Origin of the sequence: Vogesella indigofera (assembly GCF_003633895.1) — a bacterium.
Classification (GTDB): Bacteria; Pseudomonadota; Gammaproteobacteria; order Burkholderiales; family Chromobacteriaceae; genus Vogesella; species Vogesella indigofera.
This window is the reverse complement of the sequence record NZ_RBID01000014.1, coordinates 270,998-292,454: the sequence shown is the minus strand read 5'-3', so window position 1 is coordinate 292,454 and position 21,457 is coordinate 270,998. Positions and strand designations below refer to the sequence as shown.

The 21,457-nt window shown below is 62.8% G+C and carries 15 protein-coding genes; 3 read left to right on the top strand and 12 right to left on the bottom strand.

Features of this window, described 5'->3' with window-relative positions:
- Nucleotides 1-28 precede the first annotated feature (28 nt).
- The 8 genes from C8E02_RS09565 to C8E02_RS09530 all read right to left on the bottom strand — a co-directional run bounded on the left by C8E02_RS09565 (nt 29) and on the right by C8E02_RS09530 (nt 8,762).
- The gene (locus C8E02_RS09565; protein ID WP_120810577.1) at nt 29-2,857 is read right to left on the bottom strand and encodes a 2-oxoglutarate dehydrogenase E1 component; all 2,829 of its coding nucleotides are present in this window, start codon (nt 2,855-2,857) and stop codon (nt 29-31) included.
- Nucleotides 2,858-3,014: 157 nt separating this feature from the next.
- Nucleotides 3,015-4,304, bottom strand: a complete 1,290-nt coding sequence (gene gltA, locus C8E02_RS09560; RefSeq protein WP_047966803.1) for a citrate synthase — start codon at nt 4,302-4,304, stop codon at nt 3,015-3,017.
- 57 nt (nt 4,305-4,361) lie between these two features.
- Nucleotides 4,362-4,610: an FAD assembly factor SdhE gene (locus tag C8E02_RS09555; RefSeq protein WP_047966804.1), complete on the bottom strand. Its 249-nt coding sequence runs from the start codon at nt 4,608-4,610 to the stop codon at nt 4,362-4,364.
- Nucleotides 4,607-5,311 (bottom strand): succinate dehydrogenase iron-sulfur subunit, encoded by a 705-nt coding sequence (locus tag C8E02_RS09550; RefSeq protein ID WP_047966805.1) that lies wholly within the window; start codon nt 5,309-5,311, stop codon nt 4,607-4,609. Before C8E02_RS09550 ends, C8E02_RS09555 begins: the two co-directional genes overlap by 4 nt.
- Before the next feature lie 19 nt (nt 5,312-5,330).
- On the bottom strand, nt 5,331-7,097 hold the full coding sequence (gene sdhA / locus C8E02_RS09545; RefSeq protein ID WP_120810576.1) for a succinate dehydrogenase flavoprotein subunit: 1,767 nt from the start codon (nt 7,095-7,097) through the stop codon (nt 5,331-5,333).
- Nucleotides 7,097-7,441, bottom strand: a complete 345-nt coding sequence (gene sdhD / locus C8E02_RS09540; RefSeq protein ID WP_047966807.1) for a succinate dehydrogenase, hydrophobic membrane anchor protein — start codon at nt 7,439-7,441, stop codon at nt 7,097-7,099. The genes sdhA and sdhD overlap by 1 nt, the downstream gene beginning before the upstream one ends.
- The gene (sdhC, locus tag C8E02_RS09535) at nt 7,435-7,809 is read right to left on the bottom strand and encodes a succinate dehydrogenase, cytochrome b556 subunit (protein WP_047966892.1); all 375 of its coding nucleotides are present in this window, start codon (nt 7,807-7,809) and stop codon (nt 7,435-7,437) included. The genes sdhD and sdhC overlap by 7 nt, the downstream gene beginning before the upstream one ends.
- Nucleotides 7,810-8,030: 221 nt before the next feature.
- A complete protein-coding gene (locus C8E02_RS09530; protein ID WP_120810575.1) occupies nt 8,031-8,762 on the bottom strand; it encodes a GntR family transcriptional regulator in 732 nt (243 codons plus the stop codon).
- Nucleotides 8,763-8,956: 194 nt separating this feature from the next.
- Between C8E02_RS09530 and C8E02_RS09525 the strand changes: the two genes are divergently transcribed.
- The 3 genes from C8E02_RS09525 (at nt 8,957) to lysS (ending at nt 12,722) form a co-directional block, all read left to right on the top strand.
- Nucleotides 8,957-9,937, top strand: coding sequence for a malate dehydrogenase (locus C8E02_RS09525; RefSeq protein ID WP_120810574.1), 981 nt, complete (start codon nt 8,957-8,959; stop codon nt 9,935-9,937).
- A gap of 106 nt (nt 9,938-10,043) precedes the next feature.
- Nucleotides 10,044-11,148, top strand: a protein-coding gene (gene prfB / locus C8E02_RS09520; RefSeq protein ID WP_120810658.1) for a peptide chain release factor 2 whose coding sequence is annotated in 2 segments (ribosomal slippage) — nt 10,044-10,124 and nt 10,126-11,148 — 1,104 coding nt in all. Because the reading frame shifts where the segments join, the coding sequence is not laid out codon by codon here.
- 59 nt (nt 11,149-11,207) lie between these two features.
- Complete coding sequence (gene lysS, locus C8E02_RS09515) at nt 11,208-12,722, top strand: lysine--tRNA ligase (protein WP_120810573.1); 1,515 nt, start codon at nt 11,208-11,210, stop codon at nt 12,720-12,722.
- Nucleotides 12,723-12,840: 118 nt separating this feature from the next.
- Here lysS and C8E02_RS09510 read toward each other — a convergent pair whose 3' ends face one another.
- The 4 genes from C8E02_RS09510 to C8E02_RS09495 form a co-directional block, all read right to left on the bottom strand.
- Nucleotides 12,841-13,944 carry an HD-GYP domain-containing protein gene (locus C8E02_RS09510; protein WP_120810572.1) on the bottom strand — a complete coding sequence of 368 codons (1,104 nt, stop codon included), beginning with the start codon at nt 13,942-13,944 and terminating at the stop codon, nt 12,841-12,843.
- Nucleotides 13,941-17,030 carry a response regulator gene (locus C8E02_RS09505; RefSeq protein ID WP_120810571.1) on the bottom strand — a complete coding sequence of 1,030 codons (3,090 nt, stop codon included), beginning with the start codon at nt 17,028-17,030 and terminating at the stop codon, nt 13,941-13,943. The genes C8E02_RS09510 and C8E02_RS09505 overlap by 4 nt, the downstream gene beginning before the upstream one ends.
- Nucleotides 17,031-17,393: 363 nt before the next feature.
- A complete protein-coding gene (locus C8E02_RS09500; protein WP_120810570.1) occupies nt 17,394-20,441 on the bottom strand; it encodes a transglycosylase domain-containing protein in 3,048 nt (1,015 codons plus the stop codon).
- A gap of 323 nt (nt 20,442-20,764) precedes the next feature.
- Nucleotides 20,765-21,436: a TIGR01621 family pseudouridine synthase gene (locus tag C8E02_RS09495; protein WP_120810569.1), complete on the bottom strand. Its 672-nt coding sequence runs from the start codon at nt 21,434-21,436 to the stop codon at nt 20,765-20,767.
- Nucleotides 21,437-21,457 lie beyond the last annotated feature (21 nt).

The window sequence follows — 21,457 nt, the reverse complement described above, 5'->3', positions numbered from 1 at the left end:
CTGGCAGCCGCCCTTTGTTCTACAGGTGTTATTTGTTAACCGACATGGCTTCTTCGATGAAGCCCTTCAGTTGCGCAACGTGCTTGCTCATGTAACCCACGGCCGGCGATGCCGACGACGGACGACCGGCAAACAGCAGGGTCTGCTTGGCGCCCAGCAGCGCCTCCAGACGGTGGCGGATCTGGTACCAGGCACCCTGGTTGCGTGGCTCTTCCTGAACCCACATGATTTCCTTCACGTGGGAGAAGCGTGCCAGCTCGGCCTGCAGCTGTTCGGTCGGGAACGGATACAGCTGCTCGACGCGGATGATCGCCACTTCGCTGTCCAGCTCGCGCTCCTTGCGGCCGTTGACCAGATCGTAGTAGACCTGGCCGGAACACAGGATCACGCGCTTCACTGCCTTGGCATCGCTGATGCCGGCATCGCCGATCACCGGACGGAAGCTGTGGGAAGTGAAGTCTTCCAGCGGGCTCATCGCATCCTTGTAGCGCAGCAGGCGCTTGGACAGGAAGATCACCAGCGGCTTGCGGAACGGACGCAGTACCTGGCGGCGCAGCACGTGGAACATCTGGCTGGCTTCGGACGGCATCACGATCTGCATGTTGTGCTCGGCGCACAGCTGCAGCCAGCGTTCCAGACGCGCGGAGGAGTGCTCCGGGCCCTGGCCATCGTAGCCGTGCGGCAGGATGGTGGTCAGGCCGCACAGACGGCCCCACTTGGTTTCGCCGGAGGAGATGAACTGGTCGATCGCGACCTGGGCGCCGTTGGCGAAGTCGCCGAACTGCGCTTCCCAGATCACCAGCTGGTCCGGTGCCGAGCAGGCGTAGCCGTACTCGTAAGCGAGGACCGCTTCTTCGTTCAGGATCGAGTCGATCACCAGGAAATCGGCCTGGTTGTCCGACATGTTGCGCAGCGGCACGTAGGTGCCTTGGTCCCAGCGCTCGCGGTTCTGGTCGTGCACCACGGCATGACGGTGCGAGAAGGTACCGCGGCCGGAGTCTTCACCGGAGATGCGCACGCCGTAACCGTTGGTTACCAGCGAGGCATAAGCCAGTGTTTCGGCCATGCCCCAGTCGATCGCCTGCTCGCCGGCAGCCATCGCGCGACGGGCATCCTGCACGCGCTTCACGGTCGGGTGCAGCTTGTAGTTTTCCGGCACCGAGGTGAACTTCTCGGCCAGACGCTGGATATCGGCGTGTGGCAGCGAGGTGTCGGTCGGGTGTGCCCAGTGGGTGCCCTGGTACTGCGACCAGTCCAGCGCGTGTTCGCGGCGATAGTTGGACAGCACGGTCTGCTCGACGTGTTCGCCCTTGTCCAGCGCATCGCGGTAGGCCTGGATGAAGTTGTCGGCCTCGGCGGCGGTCAGCACGCCTTCGCCCACCAGACGCTCGGCATACATCGCGCGCACGCCGCCGTGCTTGGCGATCTTCTTGTACATCATCGGCTGGGTCAGGAACGGGTCGTCGCCCTCGTTGTGGCCCAGTTTGCGGTAGCAGACGAGGTCGATGACCACATCCTTGTTGAACTTCATGCGGAAGTCCAGTGCTGCCTGCATCACGTAGCACACCGCTTCCGGATCGTCGCCGTTGACGTGGAAAATCGGTGCTTCGATCATCTTCGCCACGTCGGTACAGTACAGCGTGGAACGCATGTCGCGGGTATCGGAGGTGGTGAAGCCGACCTGGTTGTTGATCACGATGTGCAGCGTGCCACCGGTACCGTAACCGCGCGTCTGCGACAGGTTGAAGGTCCCCTGGTTGACGCCGAGACCGGCAAAGGCGGAGTCACCGTGGATCAGCACCGGTACCGCGGCCTTGCGCTCGCTGTCCTTGCGGCGATCCTGACGCGCGCGCACCGAACCCTCGACCACCGGGTTGACGATCTCGAGGTGCGACGGGTTGAACGCCAGCGACACGTGCATCGGGCCGTTGGCGGTCGGGATGTCGGAGGAGAAGCCCATGTGGTACTTCACGTCGCCGGAAGCCAGCTCCTGCGCCGCCTTGCCTTCGAACTCGGCGAACAGGTCGCGCGGCTGCTTACCCAGGGTGTTGACCAGCACGTTCAGGCGGCCACGGTGGGCCATGCCGATGATCAGCTCTTCCACGCCCACCGAGGTGGCGTTCTGGATCAGGTGGTCCAGCGCGGCGATGGCGGATTCGCCACCTTCCAGCGAGAAACGCTTCTGGCCGACGTACTTGGTGTGCAGGTAGCGTTCCAGCGTTTCGGCAGCGGTGATCTGCTTGAAGATGCGCTTCTTCTTGTCGGCGTTGTAGTGCGGGGTCGACAGGTCACCCTCGAAGCGCTTCTGTACCCAGTGCTTTTCTTCGGAGTTGGTGATGTGCATGTACTCGACGCCGATATTGCCGCAGTAGGTCTGCTTCAGACGGGCAATGATCTCGGACAGCGGCAGCTTTTGCGGCGCCACCAGCGAGCCGACATTGAAGTGCACCGCCATGTCGGCATCGGTCAGGCCGTGGGTGGCGTGATCCAGCTCGCGCAGCGTTGCCTGGTCCATGCGCTTCAGCGGGTCGAGGTTGGCCTGGCGCGAACCCAGTACGCGGTAGGCCGAGATCAGCTTCAGCACCGCCACCTGTTTCTGCATCGACTCCCAGTCGGTGGCGGCGCTGCTGCGCTGTGCTACCGGCGGGCGCTTGGCCAGCTGGATGAAGGATTCCTGGATCGGCTGGTGAGCGACATCACGGTCGGCAGCACCAGGCGCGGTAGAAAGCTTGTCGAAGTAGTCCCGCCATTCCTGCGAAACGACTGTCGGATCAGCGAGGTACTGCTCGTAGAGATCCTCGATGAACGGTGCATTCCCACCAAACAGGTAGGAATGACTGTACATGGATTGCATCATTATTCGACCCTTTTGTCTGCGTTGCTGCTTTGCAAAAACCGTTTTGACAAAGAGAGTGGGCGCTTGACACCCCCGCTCCCTTTGACAGAACGCTCTGCCCTGCCCCAGCGGGCAGAAAAAGGTTGGCCGCAAGCCTGCGGCCAACCTTGTCTACTGCTTAGCGGTTGCCTTCGTCGATGAAGTCACGACGCGGAGCACCGGTGTACAGCTGGCGCGGACGGCCGATCTTCATCGCCGGATCGGCGATCATTTCGGTCCAGTGCGAGATCCAGCCCACGGTACGTGCCAGCGCGAAGATCGGCGTGAACATCGATACCGGAATACCGATCGCGGACAGCACGATGCCAGAGTAGAAATCGACGTTCGGGTACAGCTTGCGCTCGATGAAGTACGGATCGGACAGTGCGATCTTTTCCAGTTCCATCGCCAGCTTGAACTTCGGATCGTTCTGCAGGCCCAGTTCGGTCAGCACTTCGTCGCAGGTCTTCTTCATGATGGCGGCGCGCGGGTCCATGTTCTTGTACACGCGGTGGCCGAAGCCCATCAGTTTGTAGCGCTTGTCCTTCACGCCCTGCATGAATTCGGCCACGTTGTCCACGGAACCGATTTCGTCCAGCATCTTCAATACGGCCTCGTTGGCGCCGCCGTGCGACGGGCCCCACAGGCAGGCGATACCGGCCGCGATACATGCGAACGGGTTGGCACCGGAGGAGCCGGCCAGACGCACGGTGGAGGTGGACGCGTTCTGCTCGTGGTCGGCGTGCAGGGTGAAGATGCGGTCCAGCGCGCGCGCGGTCACCGCATTCACCTTGTACTCTTCGCACGGGGTGGAGAACATCATGTGCAGGAAGTTCTCGGCGTAGGTCAGACCGTTCTTCGGATAGGAGAACGGCAGGCCCTTGTTGTAGCGATACGCCTGTGCCGCGATGTTCGGCAGCTTGGCGATCAGGCGGTGTGCGGAGATGCGGCGATGTTCGGAGTTATTGATGTCCAGCGAGTCGTGATAGAACGCGGACAGCGCGCCGACCACACCCACCATCACGGCCATCGGGTGCGCATCGCGGCGGAAACCCTTGTAGAAGCTGATGATCTGGTCGTGCAGCATGTTGTGGCGCATCACGCCACGTTCGAACTCGGCACGTTGCGCCGCGGTCGGCAGTTCGCCGTTCAGCAGCAGGTAGCAGACTTCGAGGTAGTCGCTCTTTTCGGCCAGTTGTTCGATCGGGTAACCGCGGTAGTACAGCTGACCGATATCACCGTCGATAAAGGTGATGGCGGATTCGCAGCTGGCGGTAGCCAGGAAACCCGGGTCAAAGGTGAACATGCCGGTCTTGGAGAAGGCGCGGATATCAACGACGTCCGGTCCCAGGGTACCCTTCAGCACCGGCATTTCCAGCGTGTCTTTGCCGTCGTTGTAGGTGAGCGTCACTTTACGATTGTTTTCCACAGCAATACTCCCAGTCTAATTTGTGGTCGTTGTAATAATTGTTTGCTGCTGCGGGCCTCAGGCTGCCCGCAAGATCCCGATGATGTGCGCCAGCTCGGGATCGTCCACTTCCGCCTTGCCGTTCACGTAGTCCAGAAAGTCGTTATCGCCCAGATCCAGGCATTTCTGATACGCAAACAGCTCGGCCGTGGTGAGCTGCTCGAAACCGTTGGCGAGGAAACGCTCCAGCACCAGGTCGAGTTCGAGCAGGCCACGGCGCGAGCGCCAGCGGATCCGTTTCAGTTCGATCGGATCAAAATCGGTCATACCGCACGCTTGACCATCAGGTCTTTGATCTTGCCGATGGCCTTGGTCGGGTTCAGACCCTTAGGACATACGTCAACACAGTTCATGATGGTGTGGCAGCGGAACAGACGGTACGGGTCTTCCAGGTTGTCCAGACGCTCGTTGGTCGCCAGGTCGCGGGTATCGGCAATGAAGCGATACGCCGCCAGCAGGCCGGCCGGGCCGACGAACTTGTCCGGGTTCCACCAGAACGACGGGCAGGACGTGGAACAGCAAGCGCACAGGATGCACTCGTACAGGCCGTCCAGCTCTTCGCGGTCTTCCGGCGACTGCAGACGCTCGCGCTCTGGCGGTGGCGTGTCGTTGATCACGTACGGCTTGATCGAGTGGTACTGCTTGAAGAACTGGGTCATGTCCACGATCAGGTCGCGGATGACCGGCAGGCCCGGCAGCGGACGCAGCTCAATCGGCTGTTTCAGGTCGGCGACGTTGGTCACGCAAGCCAGACCGTTCTTGCCGTTGATGTTCATCGCGTCGGAGCCGCAGATGCCCTCGCGGCAGGAGCGGCGGAACGACAGGGTGTCGTCCATCGCCTTGAGCTTGACGATCACGTCCAGCAGTTTCACGTCGGTCGGCGACAGCTCGACCTCGTAATCCTGCATGTACGGCTTGGCGTCCTTGTCCGGATCGTAGCGATAGATGGAAAAACGTGCTGTTTTCATATAAGTCTCCGGCCGGCGCTTAGAAGGTACGCACTTTCGGTGCGATGTACTCAACCGACAGCGGCTTGGTGTGTACCGGCTTGTAGGTCAGACGACGATCTTCACCGTAGTACAGGGTGTGCTTCATCCAGACTTCGTCGTCGCGCTGCTGGAAGTCGGCGTGGGCGTGGGCGCCACGGGACTCTTTGCGCGCATCGGCCGAGATCAGGGTCGCCACGGCCACTTCGATCAGGTTTTCCAGTTCCAGCGCTTCCACGCGGGCGGTGTTGAACACCTTGGACTTGTCCTTGATCTGGGTGCGCTTCACGCGCTCGGCCACTTCCTGGATTTCCTTCACGCCCAGCGCCAGGTTTTCCGAGTTGCGGAACACGGCGGCACGCGCCTGTACCGTACGCTGCATTGCGGCGCGCACGTCGGCGACCTCTTCGCCACCGGTCTGGTTGTCCAGACGCGCGATACGATCCAGCGAGATCTGGCCGGCGTTGGCTGGCAACGGCTTCCAGGTCGGCATTTCGTTCTTGATGAATTCGACCATGCTGTCACCGGCCGACTTGCCGAACACCACCAGGTCGAGCAGCGAGTTGGTACCCAGACGGTTGGCACCGTGCACCGAGGCGCACGCACATTCGCCGGCAGCGTAGAAGCCGTTGACGCGGGCTTCCGGATTGTCGCCTTTCGGGATCACCACTTCGCCACGGTAGTTGGTCGGAATACCGCCCATCATGTAGTGGCAGGTAGGGATCACCGGGATCGGTTCCTTGATCGGGTCGACACCGGCAAACTTGATGGCGATCTCGCGAATGCCAGGCAGACGCTGCTTGATGATGTCCGGACCGAGGTGGTCCAGTTTCAGCAACACGTGATCCTTGTTCGGACCGCAACCACGACCTTCCAGCACTTCCTGTTCCATCGAGCGGGCCACGAAGTCACGCGGGGCTAGGTCTTTCAGGTTAGGCGCGTAGCGTTCCATGAAGCGTTCGCCGTTGGCGTTGAGCAGAATACCGCCCTCGCCGCGCACGCCTTCGGTAATCAGCACGCCGGCACCGGCCACGCCGGTCGGGTGGAACTGCCAGAACTCCATGTCTTCCAGCGGGATGCCGGCACGCACGCTCATGCCCAGGCCGTCACCGGTGTTGATGAAGGCGTTGGTGGAGGCGGCGTAGATACGGCCGGCACCACCGGTGGCGAACAGCACGCCCTTGGCGTGGAAGTTGTAAACCTCGCCGGTTTCCATTTCCAGTGCGGTCACGCCAACCACGTCACCGTCTTCGTCACGGATCAGGTCCAGCGCCATCCACTCGATGAAGAACTGGGTGTTGGCGCGCACGTTACGCTGGTACAGGGTGTGCAGCATGGCGTGACCGGTACGGTCGGCCGCGGCACAGGCACGCTGCACTGGCGCTTCGCCTTCATTCTGGGTGTGGCCGCCGAACGGGCGCTGGTAGATCTTGCCGTTTTCCAGACGGTCGAACGGCATACCGAAGTGCTCAAGCTCGATCACGGCTTCAGGCGCCTTGCGGCACATGAATTCGATGGCGTCCTGGTCACCCAGCCAGTCCGAACCCTTCACGGTATCGAACATGTGCCATTCCCAGCGGTCTTCCTGCACGTTGCCCAGCGAGGCGGAGATACCACCTTGTGCGGCAACGGTGTGCGAACGGGTCGGGAATACTTTGGACAGTACGGCAGTTTTCAGGCCGGACTCGGACAGTTGCAAGGCAGCACGCAGACCTGCGCCACCGCCGCCAACAATTACTGCATCAAATCGACGAACGGGAATGGTCATTACAGCCCCCATACAACCTTAAGCGAATAAATAAAACAGGACACCAGCCAAACCGCAGTCAGGGTGTGCATGGTCAAACGCACGCCAACCGGTTTGATGTAGTCCATCCAGAGATCGCGAATGCCTACCCATGCATGCAGGAACAGCGCAATCAAGGTGGTCTGGGTCAGCACTTTTACCCAGGTCTGACCGAACAGCAGCTTCCAGCCTTCATAGCCGGAAGGCATCGCCAGCAGGAACAGGATCAGTGCGGCGGTATACACCAGCATGATCACGGCCGTGGCGCGCTGGACGATCCAGTCTTTCAGGCCGTAGTGAGCACCGACAACTTGACGGTTTACCATAGGATGCCTCCGATGATGGCGGTCAGGCTCAGGCTGACGGCCAGAACCATTTTCGCGGTAGCGCGGGCAGTTTGCAGCTCAAGTCCCTTGTGGATATCCAGCAGCAGGAAACGGATACCGGCGGCAGCGTGGTGCAGGAAGCCCCACAGCAAGCCGATCAGGATCAATTTCACCAGGGGGTGGGCGACAACAGCACGGTAGCTGTCAAAGGCGTCGGCGGAACTGAGCGAACCGCTGAGAAGGTAAATCAGGAGTGGCAGGGAGAAAAACAGTGCCACACCGCTGATCCGGTGCAGGATCGAGACAATACCCGGCACGGGCAGTCTGATCTTGCTCAGATCTAAGTGCTTTGGTCGTTGCTTCTGCATATAGCTTCCTTGGATGTGCATGAACCAAGTGGTTTTTTACGTTAGCGGCGGCCCGAAAACTGCCGTCGCCGTTAGGAGCCAGGGGCCACCCCTGATCCATCAAGATCATGCTGCACGATGCTGCACGTGCAACATAATCTGAAGATTCTACCAAATCTGCGCGTCGCTGCCGACCGGGCTATCCGAAATGCGACACATAGAACCGCGTTTGCGACACATCGTCATGCCGGCAAATGCTGCAGCGTCAACGCCAGCCGATCGGTCAGACACAAACGCTGCCGCCACTCCACCGCCGCGCCGTTGACATCCACCGCCAACCGCAGGTGCGACAACACCGGCGTGCCGGACACCGCCGCCAGCAACTGCGCCTCGTCGCGCTCCAGCACCACCGCCCGCCACTGTTCGGTCGCCACCCGCAGGCGGACGCCGAAGTGCTGCTGCAGTACCGCCCACACGCCGGGCAACTGGCGCAGCCAGCGCGAATCCAGCGCCGGAAAACGCTCGGCCGACAACAGCACCTCGTCCAGCGCCACCGCCTGACCGCGCAGCCGCCACAACAGGCGGATGCGGAACACCGGCGCCGCGCGGCGCAAACACAGCGCCGCCGACACATCATCCGGCGCATTGCCGCGCGCGATACCGAGAAACTCGCGCTGCAGACGATCCGGACTCTCCGACAACAGCCCCGGCGAGATCATCGACATCCCGGCCCAGTCATCGGCGCCGGGCGCCACAAAGGTGCCCTTGCCCTGCTGCCGGTACAGCACCCCGTCGGCCACCAGTTCGGTCAGCGCCTTGCGTACCGTGCCCTGGCTGACGGACAGCTGTTCGGCAAGCTCCCACTCGCTGGGCAGCGACTCCGCCACCTGCCACTCCCCATCGCACAGACGCTCCAGAATCTGCTGTCTTGCCTGTCTATACAAAGGGATACGATTGAGACTCTTGCTGTTCATGGACTTTTTAACACCAAACGCGATCAAGGTAAACACTAGTCTTATATAAGACATAAGACAAAAAGTCACGTCCTGATTGCACAGAGCGGTGCAAGGGCAGCACAAAGGCGGTGCAGCATGCTAAACTCGCTGAAACTGTTGCAAAGCAGCATCCAAAGAGCAGTCATTCCAAAGTTCTAAAGGAGAGTACATCGATGAAAGCCCCCGTTCGCGTCGCCGTCACTGGTGCAGCCGGTCAGATTGGTTACAGCCTGTTGTTCCGCATTGCCAGTGGTGAAATGCTGGGCAAGGACCAGCCTGTCATCCTGCAACTGCTGGACCTGCCACAAGCCCAGACCGCCGTTAAAGGCGTGATGATGGAACTGGAAGACTGCGCGTTCCCGCTGCTGGCCGGCATGGTTGCGACCGACGACCCGGAAGTGGCTTTCAAGGATGTACAGGTTGCCCTGCTGGTTGGCGCCCGTCCGCGCAGCAAAGGCATGGAACGCAAGGACCTGCTGACCGCCAACGCCGAAATCTTCACCGTGCAGGGCGCCGCCCTGAACAAGGTGGCTGACCGCAATGTAAAAGTGCTGGTAGTCGGCAACCCGGCCAACACCAACGCCTACATCGCGATGAAGTCGGCGCCGGACCTGAATCCGAAAAACTTCACCGCCATGTTGCGTCTGGACCACAACCGCGCGCTGTCGCAAATCGCCGCCAAGACCGGCAAGCCGGTTGCCGCCATCGAGAAGCTGGCCGTGTGGGGTAACCACTCACCAACCATGTACGCCGACTACCGCTTCGCCACCATCGATGGCCAGTCGGTAAAAGACATGATCAACGACCACGAATGGAACCGCGACGTATTCCTGCCGACCGTGGGCAAGCGTGGCGCCGCCATCATCGAAGCACGCGGCCTGTCCTCGGCTGCCTCGGCCGCCAACGCTGCCATCGACCACATCCGCGACTGGGTACTGGGCACCAACGGCAAGTGGGTGACCATGGGTATTCCGTCCGATGGCTCCTACGGCATCCCGAAAGACGTGATGTTCGGTTTCCCTGTCACTTGCGAAAACGGCGAGTACAAGATGGTCGAAGGCCTGGAAATCGATCAGTTCAGCCGTGACTGCATCAACGTCACCCTGAGCGAACTGGAAGAAGAACGCGCCGGCGTTGCCCACCTGCTGGGTTGATGACTGAGCGTTCCGGCAAAAGCGCACCGCAAGGTGCGCTTTTTGTCTTTACCGAATTACCGAATCACAACGCAATCCCGCTCTTTTTGGAGGTCGAAACACCATGATTGAAGCCGAAGTACTCAATCAAATTCAGGCACAGATCGACGATCTGGCTACCCGCAACACTGATATCCGGGGGTATCTTTGACTACGACGGTAAAAAAGACCGTCTGGAAGAAGTTTCCCGCCTGACCGAAGATCCCGATATCTGGAACGACCCCAAAAAGGCACAAGAACTGGGCCGTGAGCGCAAGCAGCTGGAAGACGTGGTGCTGGTGATCGAAGGCATCGCCGCCACCCTCGCCGATTGCGCCGAACTGTTTGAAATGGGCCGCGCCGAAGGCGACGACGACACCATCCTGGCGGTGAAGGCCGATCTGGACGAGGTCGAGGCCAAACTGGCCAAGCTCGAATTCCGCCGCATGTTCCATGACCCGATGGACCCGAACCACTGCTTCCTGGACATCCAGGCCGGCGCCGGCGGTACCGAGGCCCAGGACTGGGCCGGCATGCTGCTGCGCATGTACGTGCGCTACGCCGAACGCAAGGGCTTCAAGGTCGACATCCTGGAAGAATCGGAAGGCGAAGTGGCCGGCATCTCCAGTGCCACCATCAAGATCGAGGGCGAGTACGCCTATGGCCTGTTGCGCACCGAAGTCGGCGTCCATCGCCTGGTACGGGTGTCGCCGTTCGACTCCAACGCCCGCCGCCACACCTCGTTCTGCTCGGTGTTCGTGTATCCGGAAGTGGACGACAGCTTCGAGATCACCATCAACCCGGCCGACGTACGCACCGACACCTACCGCGCCTCCGGTGCCGGCGGCCAGCACATCAACAAGACCGATTCGGCGGTGCGCCTGACGCACATCCCGACCAATATCGTGGTGCAGTGCCAGAACGACCGCTCGCAGCACCGCAACCGCGACGAAGCGTGGCAGATGCTGCGCGCCAAGCTGTACGAGCGCGAACTGAAAATGCGCAATGAAGCCAAGCAGTCGCTGGAAGACAGCAAGACGGACGTGGGCTGGGGCCACCAGATCCGCTCCTACGTATTCGACCAGTCGCGCATCAAGGACCTGCGTACCAGCTATGAAGTTGGCAACATCAAGGGCGTGATGGACGGCGACCTGGACGGCTTTATCGAAGCCAGCCTGAAACAGGGCGTTTAAACGATACCCAAGGTTGGCCGCACGCGATGCGGCCAACCTTTTACATTGATGGAGATACCATGTCGGAACACGAATCCAGCCAGCCGCAGCACGACGAAAACCACATCATGGCCGAGCGCCGTGACAAACTGAAAGCCCTGCGCGAAGCCGGCGTTGCCTTCCCCAACGACTTCAAGCGCGAAGACTTCAGCGGCGATCTGCACACCCGCTACAACGACAACAGCAAGGAAGAACTGGAGCCGCTGAACGTACAGGTTGCCGTTGCCGGCCGCATGATGCTCAAGCGCGTGATGGGCAAGGCCAGCTTCGCCACCATCCAGGACGTGACCGGCCAGATCCAGCTCTACATCAACGACCAGGGCGTCGGTCCGGAAGTCCACGCCGCATTCAAGCACTGGGACATGGGCGACATCATCGCCGCGCGCGGCACCCTGTTCAAGACCAACAAGGGCGAGCTGTCGGTCAACGTGACCGAGCTGCGCCTGCTGACCAAGTCGCTGCGTCCGCTGCCGGACAAGTTCCACGGCATGACCGACCAGGAACAGAAATACCGCCAGCGCTACGTCGACCTGATCACCAGCGAGCACAGCCGCAACACCTTCATCAAGCGCTCCAAGATCGTGCAGACCATCCGTGAAGTGATGGTCGCCCAGCACTATCTGGAAGTGGAAACCCCGATGATGCACCCGATCCCGGGTGGTGCCACCGCCAAGCCGTTCGTCACCCACCACAACGCGCTGGACATGTCGCTGTACCTGCGCGTGGCCCCGGAGCTGTACCTGAAGCGCCTAGTGGTCGGCGGCCTGGAGCGCGTGTTCGAGATCAACCGCAACTTCCGTAACGAGGGGATGAGCACGCGCCACAACCCCGAGTTCACCATGATCGAATTCTACGAGGCGTACAGCGACTACCAGCGCATGATGCAGATGACCGAGCACATCATCCGCCAGTGCGCCATCGCCGCCACCGGCCACACCACCGTGACCTACCACGGCAAGGAAGTGGACCTCGGCAAGCCGTTCGACCGCTTCACCATCGTCGGCGCCATCAAGCACTACAACCCGCAGTACACCGACGCGCAGCTGTTCGATGCCGAGTGGGTGGCCGCGGAGATCCAGCGCCTAGGCGGCAAACTGCCACCGGCACCGGGCCTCGGCAGCCTGCAGTTGACGCTGTTTGAAGAGTGTGCGGAAAGCCTGCTGTGGAACCCGACCTTCATCGTCGACTACCCGGTCGAAGTGTCGCCACTGGCACGCGGCTCCGATGCCGACCAGTCGATCACCGAGCGTTTCGAGCTGTTCATCGTTGGCCGCGAACACGCCAACGGCTACTCCGAGCTGAACGATCCGGAAGACCAGGCCGCGCGCTTCCTGTCGCAGGTCGAGCAGAAGGATGCCGGCGACGACGAGGCGATGCACTACGACGCCGACTACATCCGCGCCATGGAATACGGCCTGCCGCCGACCGGCGGCTGCGGCATCGGTATCGACCGTCTGGTGATGCTGCTGACCGATTCGCCTTCTATCCGCGACGTCATCCTGTTCCCGCAGATGCGACTGGAAGGCCAGGCCTGAGCAACAGCTTCGCTGAGTGTGTGAAGAAACTCAGCAGCACCTGAAAAACCAGACCGTGATCAGACCAAAGCCCCGGCAGCGATGCCGGGACTTTTTGCATTTAGCTGTCGTTCATCCTTTATTCGTCGGCGTAGCGCCGGGCGATGGCGCGGAACTCCTCGGCAATCGCGTCGAAGGCATCCACCATGTCGGGGTCGAAGTGCTGGCCGCGCCCGGCGCGGATTATCTCCACCGCCTGCTCGTGCGGAAACGGCGGTTTGTACACCCGGCGCGAGATCAGCGCGTCGTAGACATCGGCAACCGCCATCAGCCGTGCCGATACCGGGATGGCATCACCGGCCAAGCCTTCCGGATAGCCGCTGCCATCCCACTTTTCCTGGTGATAGTTGGCAATCTCGCGCGCCAGCCGCAGAAAGCTGCTGGGCGCATCCAGCAGCCTCTCCGCAGTGGCGATGGCATCGCGCCCCAGCGTGGTGTGCATCTTCATGATTTCGAATTCTTCGGGCGTCAGCTTGCCCGGCTTGAGCAGGATGGCATCCGGAATGCCCACCTTGCCGATGTCGTGCAGCGGCGCCGACTTGTACAGCATGTCGATGGTGTCGTCGTCCAGCACGGCGCCAAAACGCGGGAGAGACTGCAGCTGCTGCGCCAGCGCCCGCACATAGTTCTGCGTGCGGCGGATGTGGTTGCCGGTTTCGTGATCACGGGTTTCGGCCAGCGACGCCAATGCCATGATGGTGACATCCTGGATCACCTGAACCTCCCGGGTGCGGATGTCCACCTCGCGCCGCAGGAATGCGGCCTGGTCCTCCAGAAAATCCGCTGCCGCCTTCAGCTGCATGTGGGTATTCACCCGCGCCAGCACGATGGGCGGCGAGATCGGCTTGACGATGTAGTCGACCGCGCCGGCATTGAAACCGGCCTGTTCGTCGTCGTGTTCGCTCATCGCGGTCAGGAAGATCACCGGAATCTTGGCGGTGCGCGCGCTGCTCTTGAGCTGGCGGCACACGGCAAAGCCGCCGATACCCGGCATCATCACGTCCAGCAACACCAGATCCGGCAGCAGCTCGCCCTCCAGCAGCTGCAAAGCACGCTCGCCGCTATTGGCCACCAGCACGCGGTAGCGGTCTTTCAGCAGGCCGTACAACAGGGTCAGGTTTTCCGGCGTGTCGTCGACGACCAACACCGTCTGCCTCGCTGGCCGCAGTGGAGAGTCGATCATGGCGCATCCTCCTGCCAGCAAATGCCGGCCTCCGTTGCGGCCTGCTCCAGCCACTCGCGCGCGGCGGGAAAGTCGAACTGCCGCATCGCCTTGTCGAAAGCGGCATAACTGGCAGCAGGCAACACGGCACGCAGGCTATCGGAATGTTCCAGAAAAACGCCCAGCGCATCGCCGTCGCTGGCGGCCAGCAGGGCGGCCAGTTCACGCAGCTGCAGCGCCGTATTGTCCGGACGCAGCTCGCCGGCATGCTCCTCCTGCGCCAGCGCGTCTTTCAGCAACGACAGCACCCGCTGCATTTGTTGGTCGAAGTCCGCCAGCAGCGGCTGATAGGCCTCACGCTCGACGATGGCCCGCTGCAGGCTGGCCGCCACCACCTGCAGGCGCAGGAAGCCCAGGGTACCAGCCAGCCCCTTGAGACTGTGCACCACCCGCACCGCCGTCTCGTAGTCGGCGGCGGCCAGCGCGGCAGCAACCCGCTTGGCCGCGTCGCCCTCCTCCGCCACGAATTGGCGCAGCAGGTGCAGGTACAGGCTGCGGTTACCGGCCACGCTGGCCAGGCCCGCACTCTGGCTGAGCAGTGCCGCAGGGATAGCAGCGGCGGTAGCCGATACTGCAGGCGGGGTCACCGCGGTAGCGGCCGGCCCCGACGGTAGCCAGCGCAGCAGTGTTTCGAACATCAGGTACGGGTCTACCGGTTTGAGGATGCGATCGACCATCCCGGCCGCCATACAATTATCGTATTCGGTCGCCTGCACATCCGCGGTCAGCGCGATGATGGGCAACTCCAGCAGGCGCGGGTCACCGCGAATCAGCCGCGTGGCCTCGATGCCGTCCAGCACCGGCATCTGTACGTCCATCAGCACCAGCTGGTAGTGATCCGCCGCCTGCTCTGCCAGGCGGATCACCGCATCGCGGCCATTGCCCACCACCTCGACCGTGGCGCCAGCCGCCTGCAACAGCTCCACCGTCAGCTGCTGGTTGATCTTGTTGTCCTCGGCCAGCAGCACGCGCACCCCGTCCAGGCATGGCAAGGCCAGCATCTGGCGGGCGGTATCGCTCTCGCGCTGCACGCCGAACAGGCCCAGCATCACGTCCAGCAGTGACGACTGGCTCACCGGCTTGACCAAAAAGGCTTCCACGCCGGCCGTCTCCGCCGCGGCGCGCACGTCGTCACGGCCGAAAGCGGTGACCATGATGATCCTGGCACCATTCAGCGCCCGGATGCGGCGGGCGGTCTCGACACCGTCCATCACCGGCATCATCCAGTCCACGAACACGATGTCAAAAGGATGATCCATGCTGGCCTGGCGATAGATGTCCAGCGCCTCGCGCCCGGAAGCGCAGGTGCTGACGGCAAAACCCAGTCCGCGCAACTGCTCGGACAGGATGTCGCGCGCCGAGGCATTGTCGTCGATGACCAGCACGCGCAGCCCGCTTGCCAGATCGGACAAGGACTTGCCACGGGTATCGACCGCACTGGACACCCCCAGCCAGGCACTGAACAGGAAACTGCTGCCACAGCCTGGCGCCGACTCCACCTGGATCGCTCCGCCCATCAGCTCCACCAGCCGCTTGGCAATCGCCAAGCCCAGCCCGGTGCCGCCAAACCGGCGCGTGGTGGAGCCATCCGCCTGACTGAAGGCCCGGAACAGTCGCGCCTGCTGCGCCTCATCCATGCCGATGCCGCTATCGGTCACACCGATGCGCAGCTTTACCTTGTCGCCCACCTGCTCCAGCAACTGGATGCTCACGGTCACCTGTCCCTGTTCGGTGAACTTGATGGCATTGCCCACCAGATTGGTCAGCACCTGCCCCAGGCGCAGCGGATCGCCCACCAGGTTCTGCGGCACGGCCGGACTGCATTCGAACAGCAGCTCCAGCCCCTTGTCCGCCGCCTTCTGCCCGACCAGCGACGACACATTTTCCAGCACCTCGTCCAGCCGGAAACTCACCGTCTCCAGCTCGATGCGGTCAGCCTCCACCTTGGAGAAGTCCAGAATGTCGTTGATGATGCCCAGCAGCGAGGTGCCGGCATTGTGGATCTTGCTGACATAGTCGCGTTGGCGCTGGCTCAGCTCGGTTTTCAACGCCAGATAGGACATGCCGATGATGGCGTTCATCGGCGTGCGGATCTCGTGGCTCATGTTCGCCAGGAACATGGACTTGGCGCTGGTGGCTTGCTCGGCCTCGTGTTTGGCCGCGCGCAGCGCGGCGGCGCTCTGTGCCAGCCGGGTGTACAGCAGGCCGTTTTCCAGCAGCAGCACGATCAGCACAAAACTGGCCGCCAGCAAGCCGTAGATGCGGCCAGCGTAGAAGCCGAGGTCGAAACGACCGCCATTCAATACCGCGGACAAGGCGATATCGCACAACCAGGCAAACATCACCACGCTCAGCCACAAGTCCAGCGTCGTGCGCAGCCGGTCGCGCAGCAGCAGCACAAACGCCAGCAGACTGAGCCCCCACACGCTGAACACCACCCCGCGCATGACTGGCGTGTAACGGTTGCCCTGCATGATGGGCGGCAGATAGGCATGTCCCAGCGTGACCACCAGCAACAAGGCCAGCGTGGCCAGTGCGGCCAACATGCAGCACAGCAGGATGGCGTAGGCGGGGTGCCAGCGTGGAGGTAGTTCCAGCTTCCGCCGCGCCAGCATGGTGTAGACCATCACCAGCAGCGGAAAGCCGCCATGCCAGAACATGTACAGCCAGGCCGTGGTCTGCGGCCCGGCACCCAGCAGCCCGCCGGGGGAGAACAGGCCGGGAAAACTCAGCGCATGCACCACCGCCATAAAGGCCGTGAACAGGTAGCCGGTGGCCAGCGTCAGCAGCGCCAGCGAGCGCAGGATATAGAACTGGCCGAACAGCAGGATCGCGGTGATCAGGTCGTTCAGCACCAGCGCCGACTGATAGGCCGGGATAAACGCCCATACTTTGGCCTGCGGCTGCTTGGCAAACGGCACCAGCGCAGCGAACAGCAGCGCGGAAATGACGATCACCGCCAGCATCAGCCGCTGCTGTTTATGCGAGGGGGCAGAGGTGGACAGAAAGGCGAACCCTTCGTACTGCAATGAGGCTGATCGCTGCATGGTTCGGGTAACTCGCTATGGATCGCATCAGAACGCGGGAGACACCCTTTTCTATGTAGCACAACTGGCGGAATAGTCATTCGACATTTATTGATACTGTCGCACTTTCAGGCAGCACATGACAGATAACACGTTGGCCGCAAGCCACAGTCAGGAGATTGAGCACCGCACAGTAAAGCGTTGAGCCGGCAGGCGAGCCGACTCGTACGCGACACAACCAAACCTGCGGCCCTGCGGTGCGCTGCGCAGGCATCACCCTCGGCAGTAGGGAGCAGTCCGTCACGACGGAAAATGACGGACACCGGGCTGCGCCGCCATGCCGCCAACGCGCCCGGGCAAGGCTGTCCGGCAGGCGCCGGTGGGCTAGCCCGGTTTCAGCTCGAGGCGCTGGCGCAGGGTCGGTGCCAGTATCTTCAGCACCTGTACCGGCAGGGCGCTGGTGAAGCGGTAATCACCCGCCTGCGGCCCCGCCACATAGGCAATCAGCGTGCCGAAGTAGCGGTCGCCGATATAAAACGCAAAGGCGCCGGAGCGGCTGACCACCCGCTCGGAAGTCAGCACCCCGCCCTTGGCAAACACCTTGAAGCGGTTGTCGCCGGTACCGGTCTTGCCACCGACCGGGATGTGGGTACCGTCCGCCAGGTCGAAGGCGCCGGCCACCCGCCGCGCAGTGCCCAGCTCCACCACCTCGGCCAGCGCCTTGCGCACCACCTGCGGAATCTCGGGTGGCAGCACGCGCTCGCCTTTGGCCGACGTCTGGGTCAGGCTGGTTTCGTACGGGGTGCCGGCGGCAAAGTGCAGCTTGTCGAGGTAGACCGTCGGCAGGCGCACGCCGTCATTGGACAGGATGCCCATCAGTTCCGCCAGCGACGCCGGGCGATCGGCGGAGGCGCCCAGCGCGGTGGCGTAGGATGGCACCAGCGCGTCAAACGGATAGCCCAGCCGCTTCCAGCCCTTGTGGATCTGCTTGAAGGCGTCGATTTCCTTGATGGCCCTGATCCGCGACGCCTGCCCTGCCCGGTTCTTGCTGTTGAGCAGCCACTGGTAAACCTCTTGCCGCTGCTGGGTGCTGGCGCGGACCAGCTCGCTCCAGTCGGCGTCCGGATGCTGGTGCAGATAGGCCACCAGCCACAGCTCGAGCGGGTGCACGCCGGCCAGATAGCCGCGGTCGTTCAGGTTGAAGCGCTCTGGGCCGAGCTCGTCGTACAACCTGGCCAGCGTCTTGGCGTCCGGCTGCTGCCGCACGTCGAGGTGCCGGGCCAGGAACGCGGTGAACGCATCCAGCCCGGCCTCGGGGCGGATACTGCGGAAAATGACAGCCAGTTTCTTCGGACTTTGCCGTGCCCGCGCCACCAGCAGGGCGTCGATTTCCTCCGCGCTCTTGTGGCGGTACTTGTTGTAGAAACCGGCAAGGAAGGTGCGCCCTTCCCGATCGGCAAAACGCTGCAGGTATTCGCGGCGCGTGGTGTCATCGTCCTCGTCCGCGGTTTCGCCGCTGGCCGCCGCCGGCTGCATGTAGTAACGCGCGATGTCGCGCATCAGGCGGATATAGACCAGATTGACGGAACGGCGGGTGGCCTCGCGCACGGTGAGCGTCTTGCTGTCGTCATTTTCGTCGAAGTTGTTGAAGGTGTGCAGCCCGCCGGCGGTGAAGAAGCTCTCGCCGGGGCTGGCGGAATAGGTGCGCTCCAGCGCCGCCTCCAGCATGGCGGTCAGGCTGCTGTCCGTCGCCTGCACCAGATAGTCGATCGCCCAGCGGCGCAGCACGGATTCGCTGGCACTGGGCCTGATGGCGGCCAGCTGCTCGCTGCCCAGCGCCGCGTATTGCTGGTGCAGTTCGTGGACCACCATCAGGTAGCTGACCAGCGTGCGCAGCTTGGCGGTGGAGCCGAGATCCAGCTTGGCGCCTTCGTTGATGTCGAACGGCTGCGCGAAGTTGTCGGCCTGCACCCGCACCTTGTTGCCGGTGGGCGTGCGCTCGATCAGGGTGAAGCTGTAGGTCACCCCCTGCGGCGAGCCCTGTTGCAGCAGATACTCGTTGTTAAGGTTGGCCGCACGCGCGTACTCCGGATCGCGCAGCCTGAGCAGCTCGGCGGTGACCTGCTGCTGCAGCGTCAGGTCCAGCGTGCTGCTGGCGGCCAGATCCAGTCGGTCCAGATCGTACATGCGCCGCACACCCAGCAAGCCGGCCAGCTTGATGCGCACCGCATTGGCGCCCTTCTGCGCGACCACCGCCACCACCGGTAGCCGCACCCGTTCCCGCTGCTGCCGCAGCGATACCCGCAACGCCGCGTCGCGCAGCGCCGGGGTAATCAGCTTGTCCCTGGCCATCATGCGCAGGTAGGCATCGGTCATCGCCTCCAGCACCTTCATGTCGCCGTTCAGGAAAATGGAGGGGCTGCGCTGTGCGATCATCAGACTCAACGCTTCCTTGAACACCACCGCGCGCTCTGCCACCGGCACGCTGGCGCTGGTCAGCGCCCGGTTGACCTGCGCGAAATCGCGCCCGTACCACGCCCACATGCCGTCACCGATGCCGGACACCTCGCCGAAACCGGCGCGCGCCGCCAGCGGCACCGTGTTCAGGTATTTGACCACCAGCCGGCGGCGGGCGGCGGTGGTGTCCTCGCCATCGAGATAGGCGCGTACCGAGGCCGACAGCATCTGGCGCAGTTTTTCCTGATCCGAGCTGGTGCGCCCGGCCGGCGAATGGCGGTATTTCTCGATCTGGGTCGCCAGCGTGCTGGCGCCGGCGGCGCGGTAGCCGGAATCAAACAGGTGCAGCGCCTTGTCGACCAGCGCCTTGCTGAAGCGCGACCAGTCCACCGCCGGATTGCGCTGCGGGCTGTCCTTCTCCAGCAGCGTCCGGTTCTCGATATACAGCAGGCCGCCGACCAGCAAGGACGGCAAGGCATTGAAATCCGCGTACACGCGCTGCGGCGTGCGTGACTGATAGATGGTCTGGCCATAGCCGTCCGTCAGGGTGAGGCCGGTCTGGTCCTTCTCGTGATACGGCAGGAACAGGCCCAGCGGCAGAAGCGGCGCCGTCACGCCGTGATCGGCCAATGCCAGCATGCCGTCGGACAGCTCGGCCTGGCTGGCGATGGCGTAGCCGCGTGCCTGCAACCGTTGCAGATAGCCGGGCATCGCGGTATAGCCCAGGCGTTGGTCGTAGGGGCCGCCGCTCGTCGGAAAGCGGATGGCCTGGCTCGGCCCCGCCTTCACCTGATAGCGGGCATCCCGCGCCGCATTGCTGAAAAAGCGCGCCTGCTGCCGCGAGTGCTGCAGCTCGTCCAGCAGCAGATACAGCAGCCCGCCGATCAGCAGCAGTAACAGGATGCCGACAGACCACAGCGCATAACGACAGCCGCGGCCGTTACCCTTTTTGAGTTGGATGTCTGAATTATCCATGGCGTCGCTTCACCAGCGAGAATGTCGAGCAGTATGTTTTATTCAAGCAATGCGACTGTGGCGGCCACCGCCGGCGCACTGCCGCTGGCGGGGCAAAACCGGCTGCCCCTGTGCCCGGAGCTTAGCAGTACAGCGGCGCTGCTTGCCGATTAAATCGCCGCTTGCCCGCCATGGCGCCGTAATTAAAACGGCGTGCAAGGCGCTTTCCCTTAAAAGCATAGCTGTCGCCGCCACGCTCTGCCGTGTATCCAGTTGCCGTAGCGCTCATCCAGCCGGCAATGCCGCGCTTTCCGGCTCGTTACAGGCCAAATCCGGGAACACGGCTAGCGCTGCGGCCAGGGCAGCGTCCACGGCGGCTGTTGCTGCAGGTAGTCGGCCAGCGCCGGCAGCGCGAACTCGCTGCCCTGCGCCGGCGGGCAGACGAAACGCAGCGCCTCGCCGTCCAGCGTCAGCGCCAGCGCATAGGCGTGCAGATAAGTGCGGTCGGCGGCGCTGCCGCCATACAGCGCGTCGCCGAGGATGGGCGCGCCCAGCGACTTCATCGCCACTCGCAGCTGGTGGGTCTTGCCGGTGCGCGGCCGCAGCAGGAACAGGCGCCGCCCCGGCGCCAGCGAGTGACTGAAGAACTGCGTCACCGCCGGATTGAGCTGGCTCTGGCACAGCTTCCACGCGCCGCCGCGGCCCTTCTCCATGTCACCGCGGATCAGGCCCTGCTTCTTCGCAGGCTTGGCGTCGGACAGCGCCAGGTAGTACTTCTCCACCTCGCGCCCGGCAAAGGCGGCGCCAAGGTTGGCCGCAACCTGCTGGCTGCGCGCGATCAGCAGCAGGCCGGAGGTGACGCGGTCGAGACGGTGCACCGGCCACAGCGCGTCATCGCCGAGACCGGCGCGCAGAGCGCTCATCAGCCCGGCCTCCTCGCCGTCGGCGTGGAAGCTGACGCCGGGATGCTTAGCGATGACGTAAAAACGCGGATCGGTGTGCAGCAGATCAAACATGGCTCTCGCTCGTGGCTGGTG

Bases quoted from the DNA above. Each gene is read 5' to 3' on its own strand.
- C8E02_RS09565 (WP_120810577.1), bottom strand. From the start codon at position 2,857: ATGATGCAATCCATGTACAGTCATTCCTACCTGTTTGGTGGGAATGCA.
- C8E02_RS09555 (WP_047966804.1), bottom strand. From the start codon at position 4,610: ATGACCGATTTTGATCCGATCGAACTGAAACGGATCCGCTGGCGCTCG.
- C8E02_RS09550 (WP_047966805.1), bottom strand. From the start codon at position 5,311: ATGAAAACAGCACGTTTTTCCATCTATCGCTACGATCCGGACAAGGAC.
- sdhA (WP_120810576.1), bottom strand. From the start codon at position 7,097: ATGACCATTCCCGTTCGTCGATTTGATGCAGTAATTGTTGGCGGCGGT.
- sdhD (WP_047966807.1), bottom strand. From the start codon at position 7,441: ATGGTAAACCGTCAAGTTGTCGGTGCTCACTACGGCCTGAAAGACTGG.
- sdhC (WP_047966892.1), bottom strand. From the start codon at position 7,809: ATGCAGAAGCAACGACCAAAGCACTTAGATCTGAGCAAGATCAGACTG.
- C8E02_RS09530 (WP_120810575.1), bottom strand. From the start codon at position 8,762: ATGAACAGCAAGAGTCTCAATCGTATCCCTTTGTATAGACAGGCAAGA.
- C8E02_RS09525 (WP_120810574.1), top strand. From the start codon at position 8,957: ATGAAAGCCCCCGTTCGCGTCGCCGTCACTGGTGCAGCCGGTCAGATT.
- lysS (WP_120810573.1), top strand. From the start codon at position 11,208: ATGTCGGAACACGAATCCAGCCAGCCGCAGCACGACGAAAACCACATC.
- C8E02_RS09510 (WP_120810572.1), bottom strand. From the start codon at position 13,944: ATGATCGACTCTCCACTGCGGCCAGCGAGGCAGACGGTGTTGGTCGTC.
- C8E02_RS09505 (WP_120810571.1), bottom strand. From the start codon at position 17,030: ATGCAGCGATCAGCCTCATTGCAGTACGAAGGGTTCGCCTTTCTGTCC.
- C8E02_RS09500 (WP_120810570.1), bottom strand. From the start codon at position 20,441: ATGGATAATTCAGACATCCAACTCAAAAAGGGTAACGGCCGCGGCTGT.
- C8E02_RS09495 (WP_120810569.1), bottom strand. From the start codon at position 21,436: ATGTTTGATCTGCTGCACACCGATCCGCGTTTTTACGTCATCGCTAAG.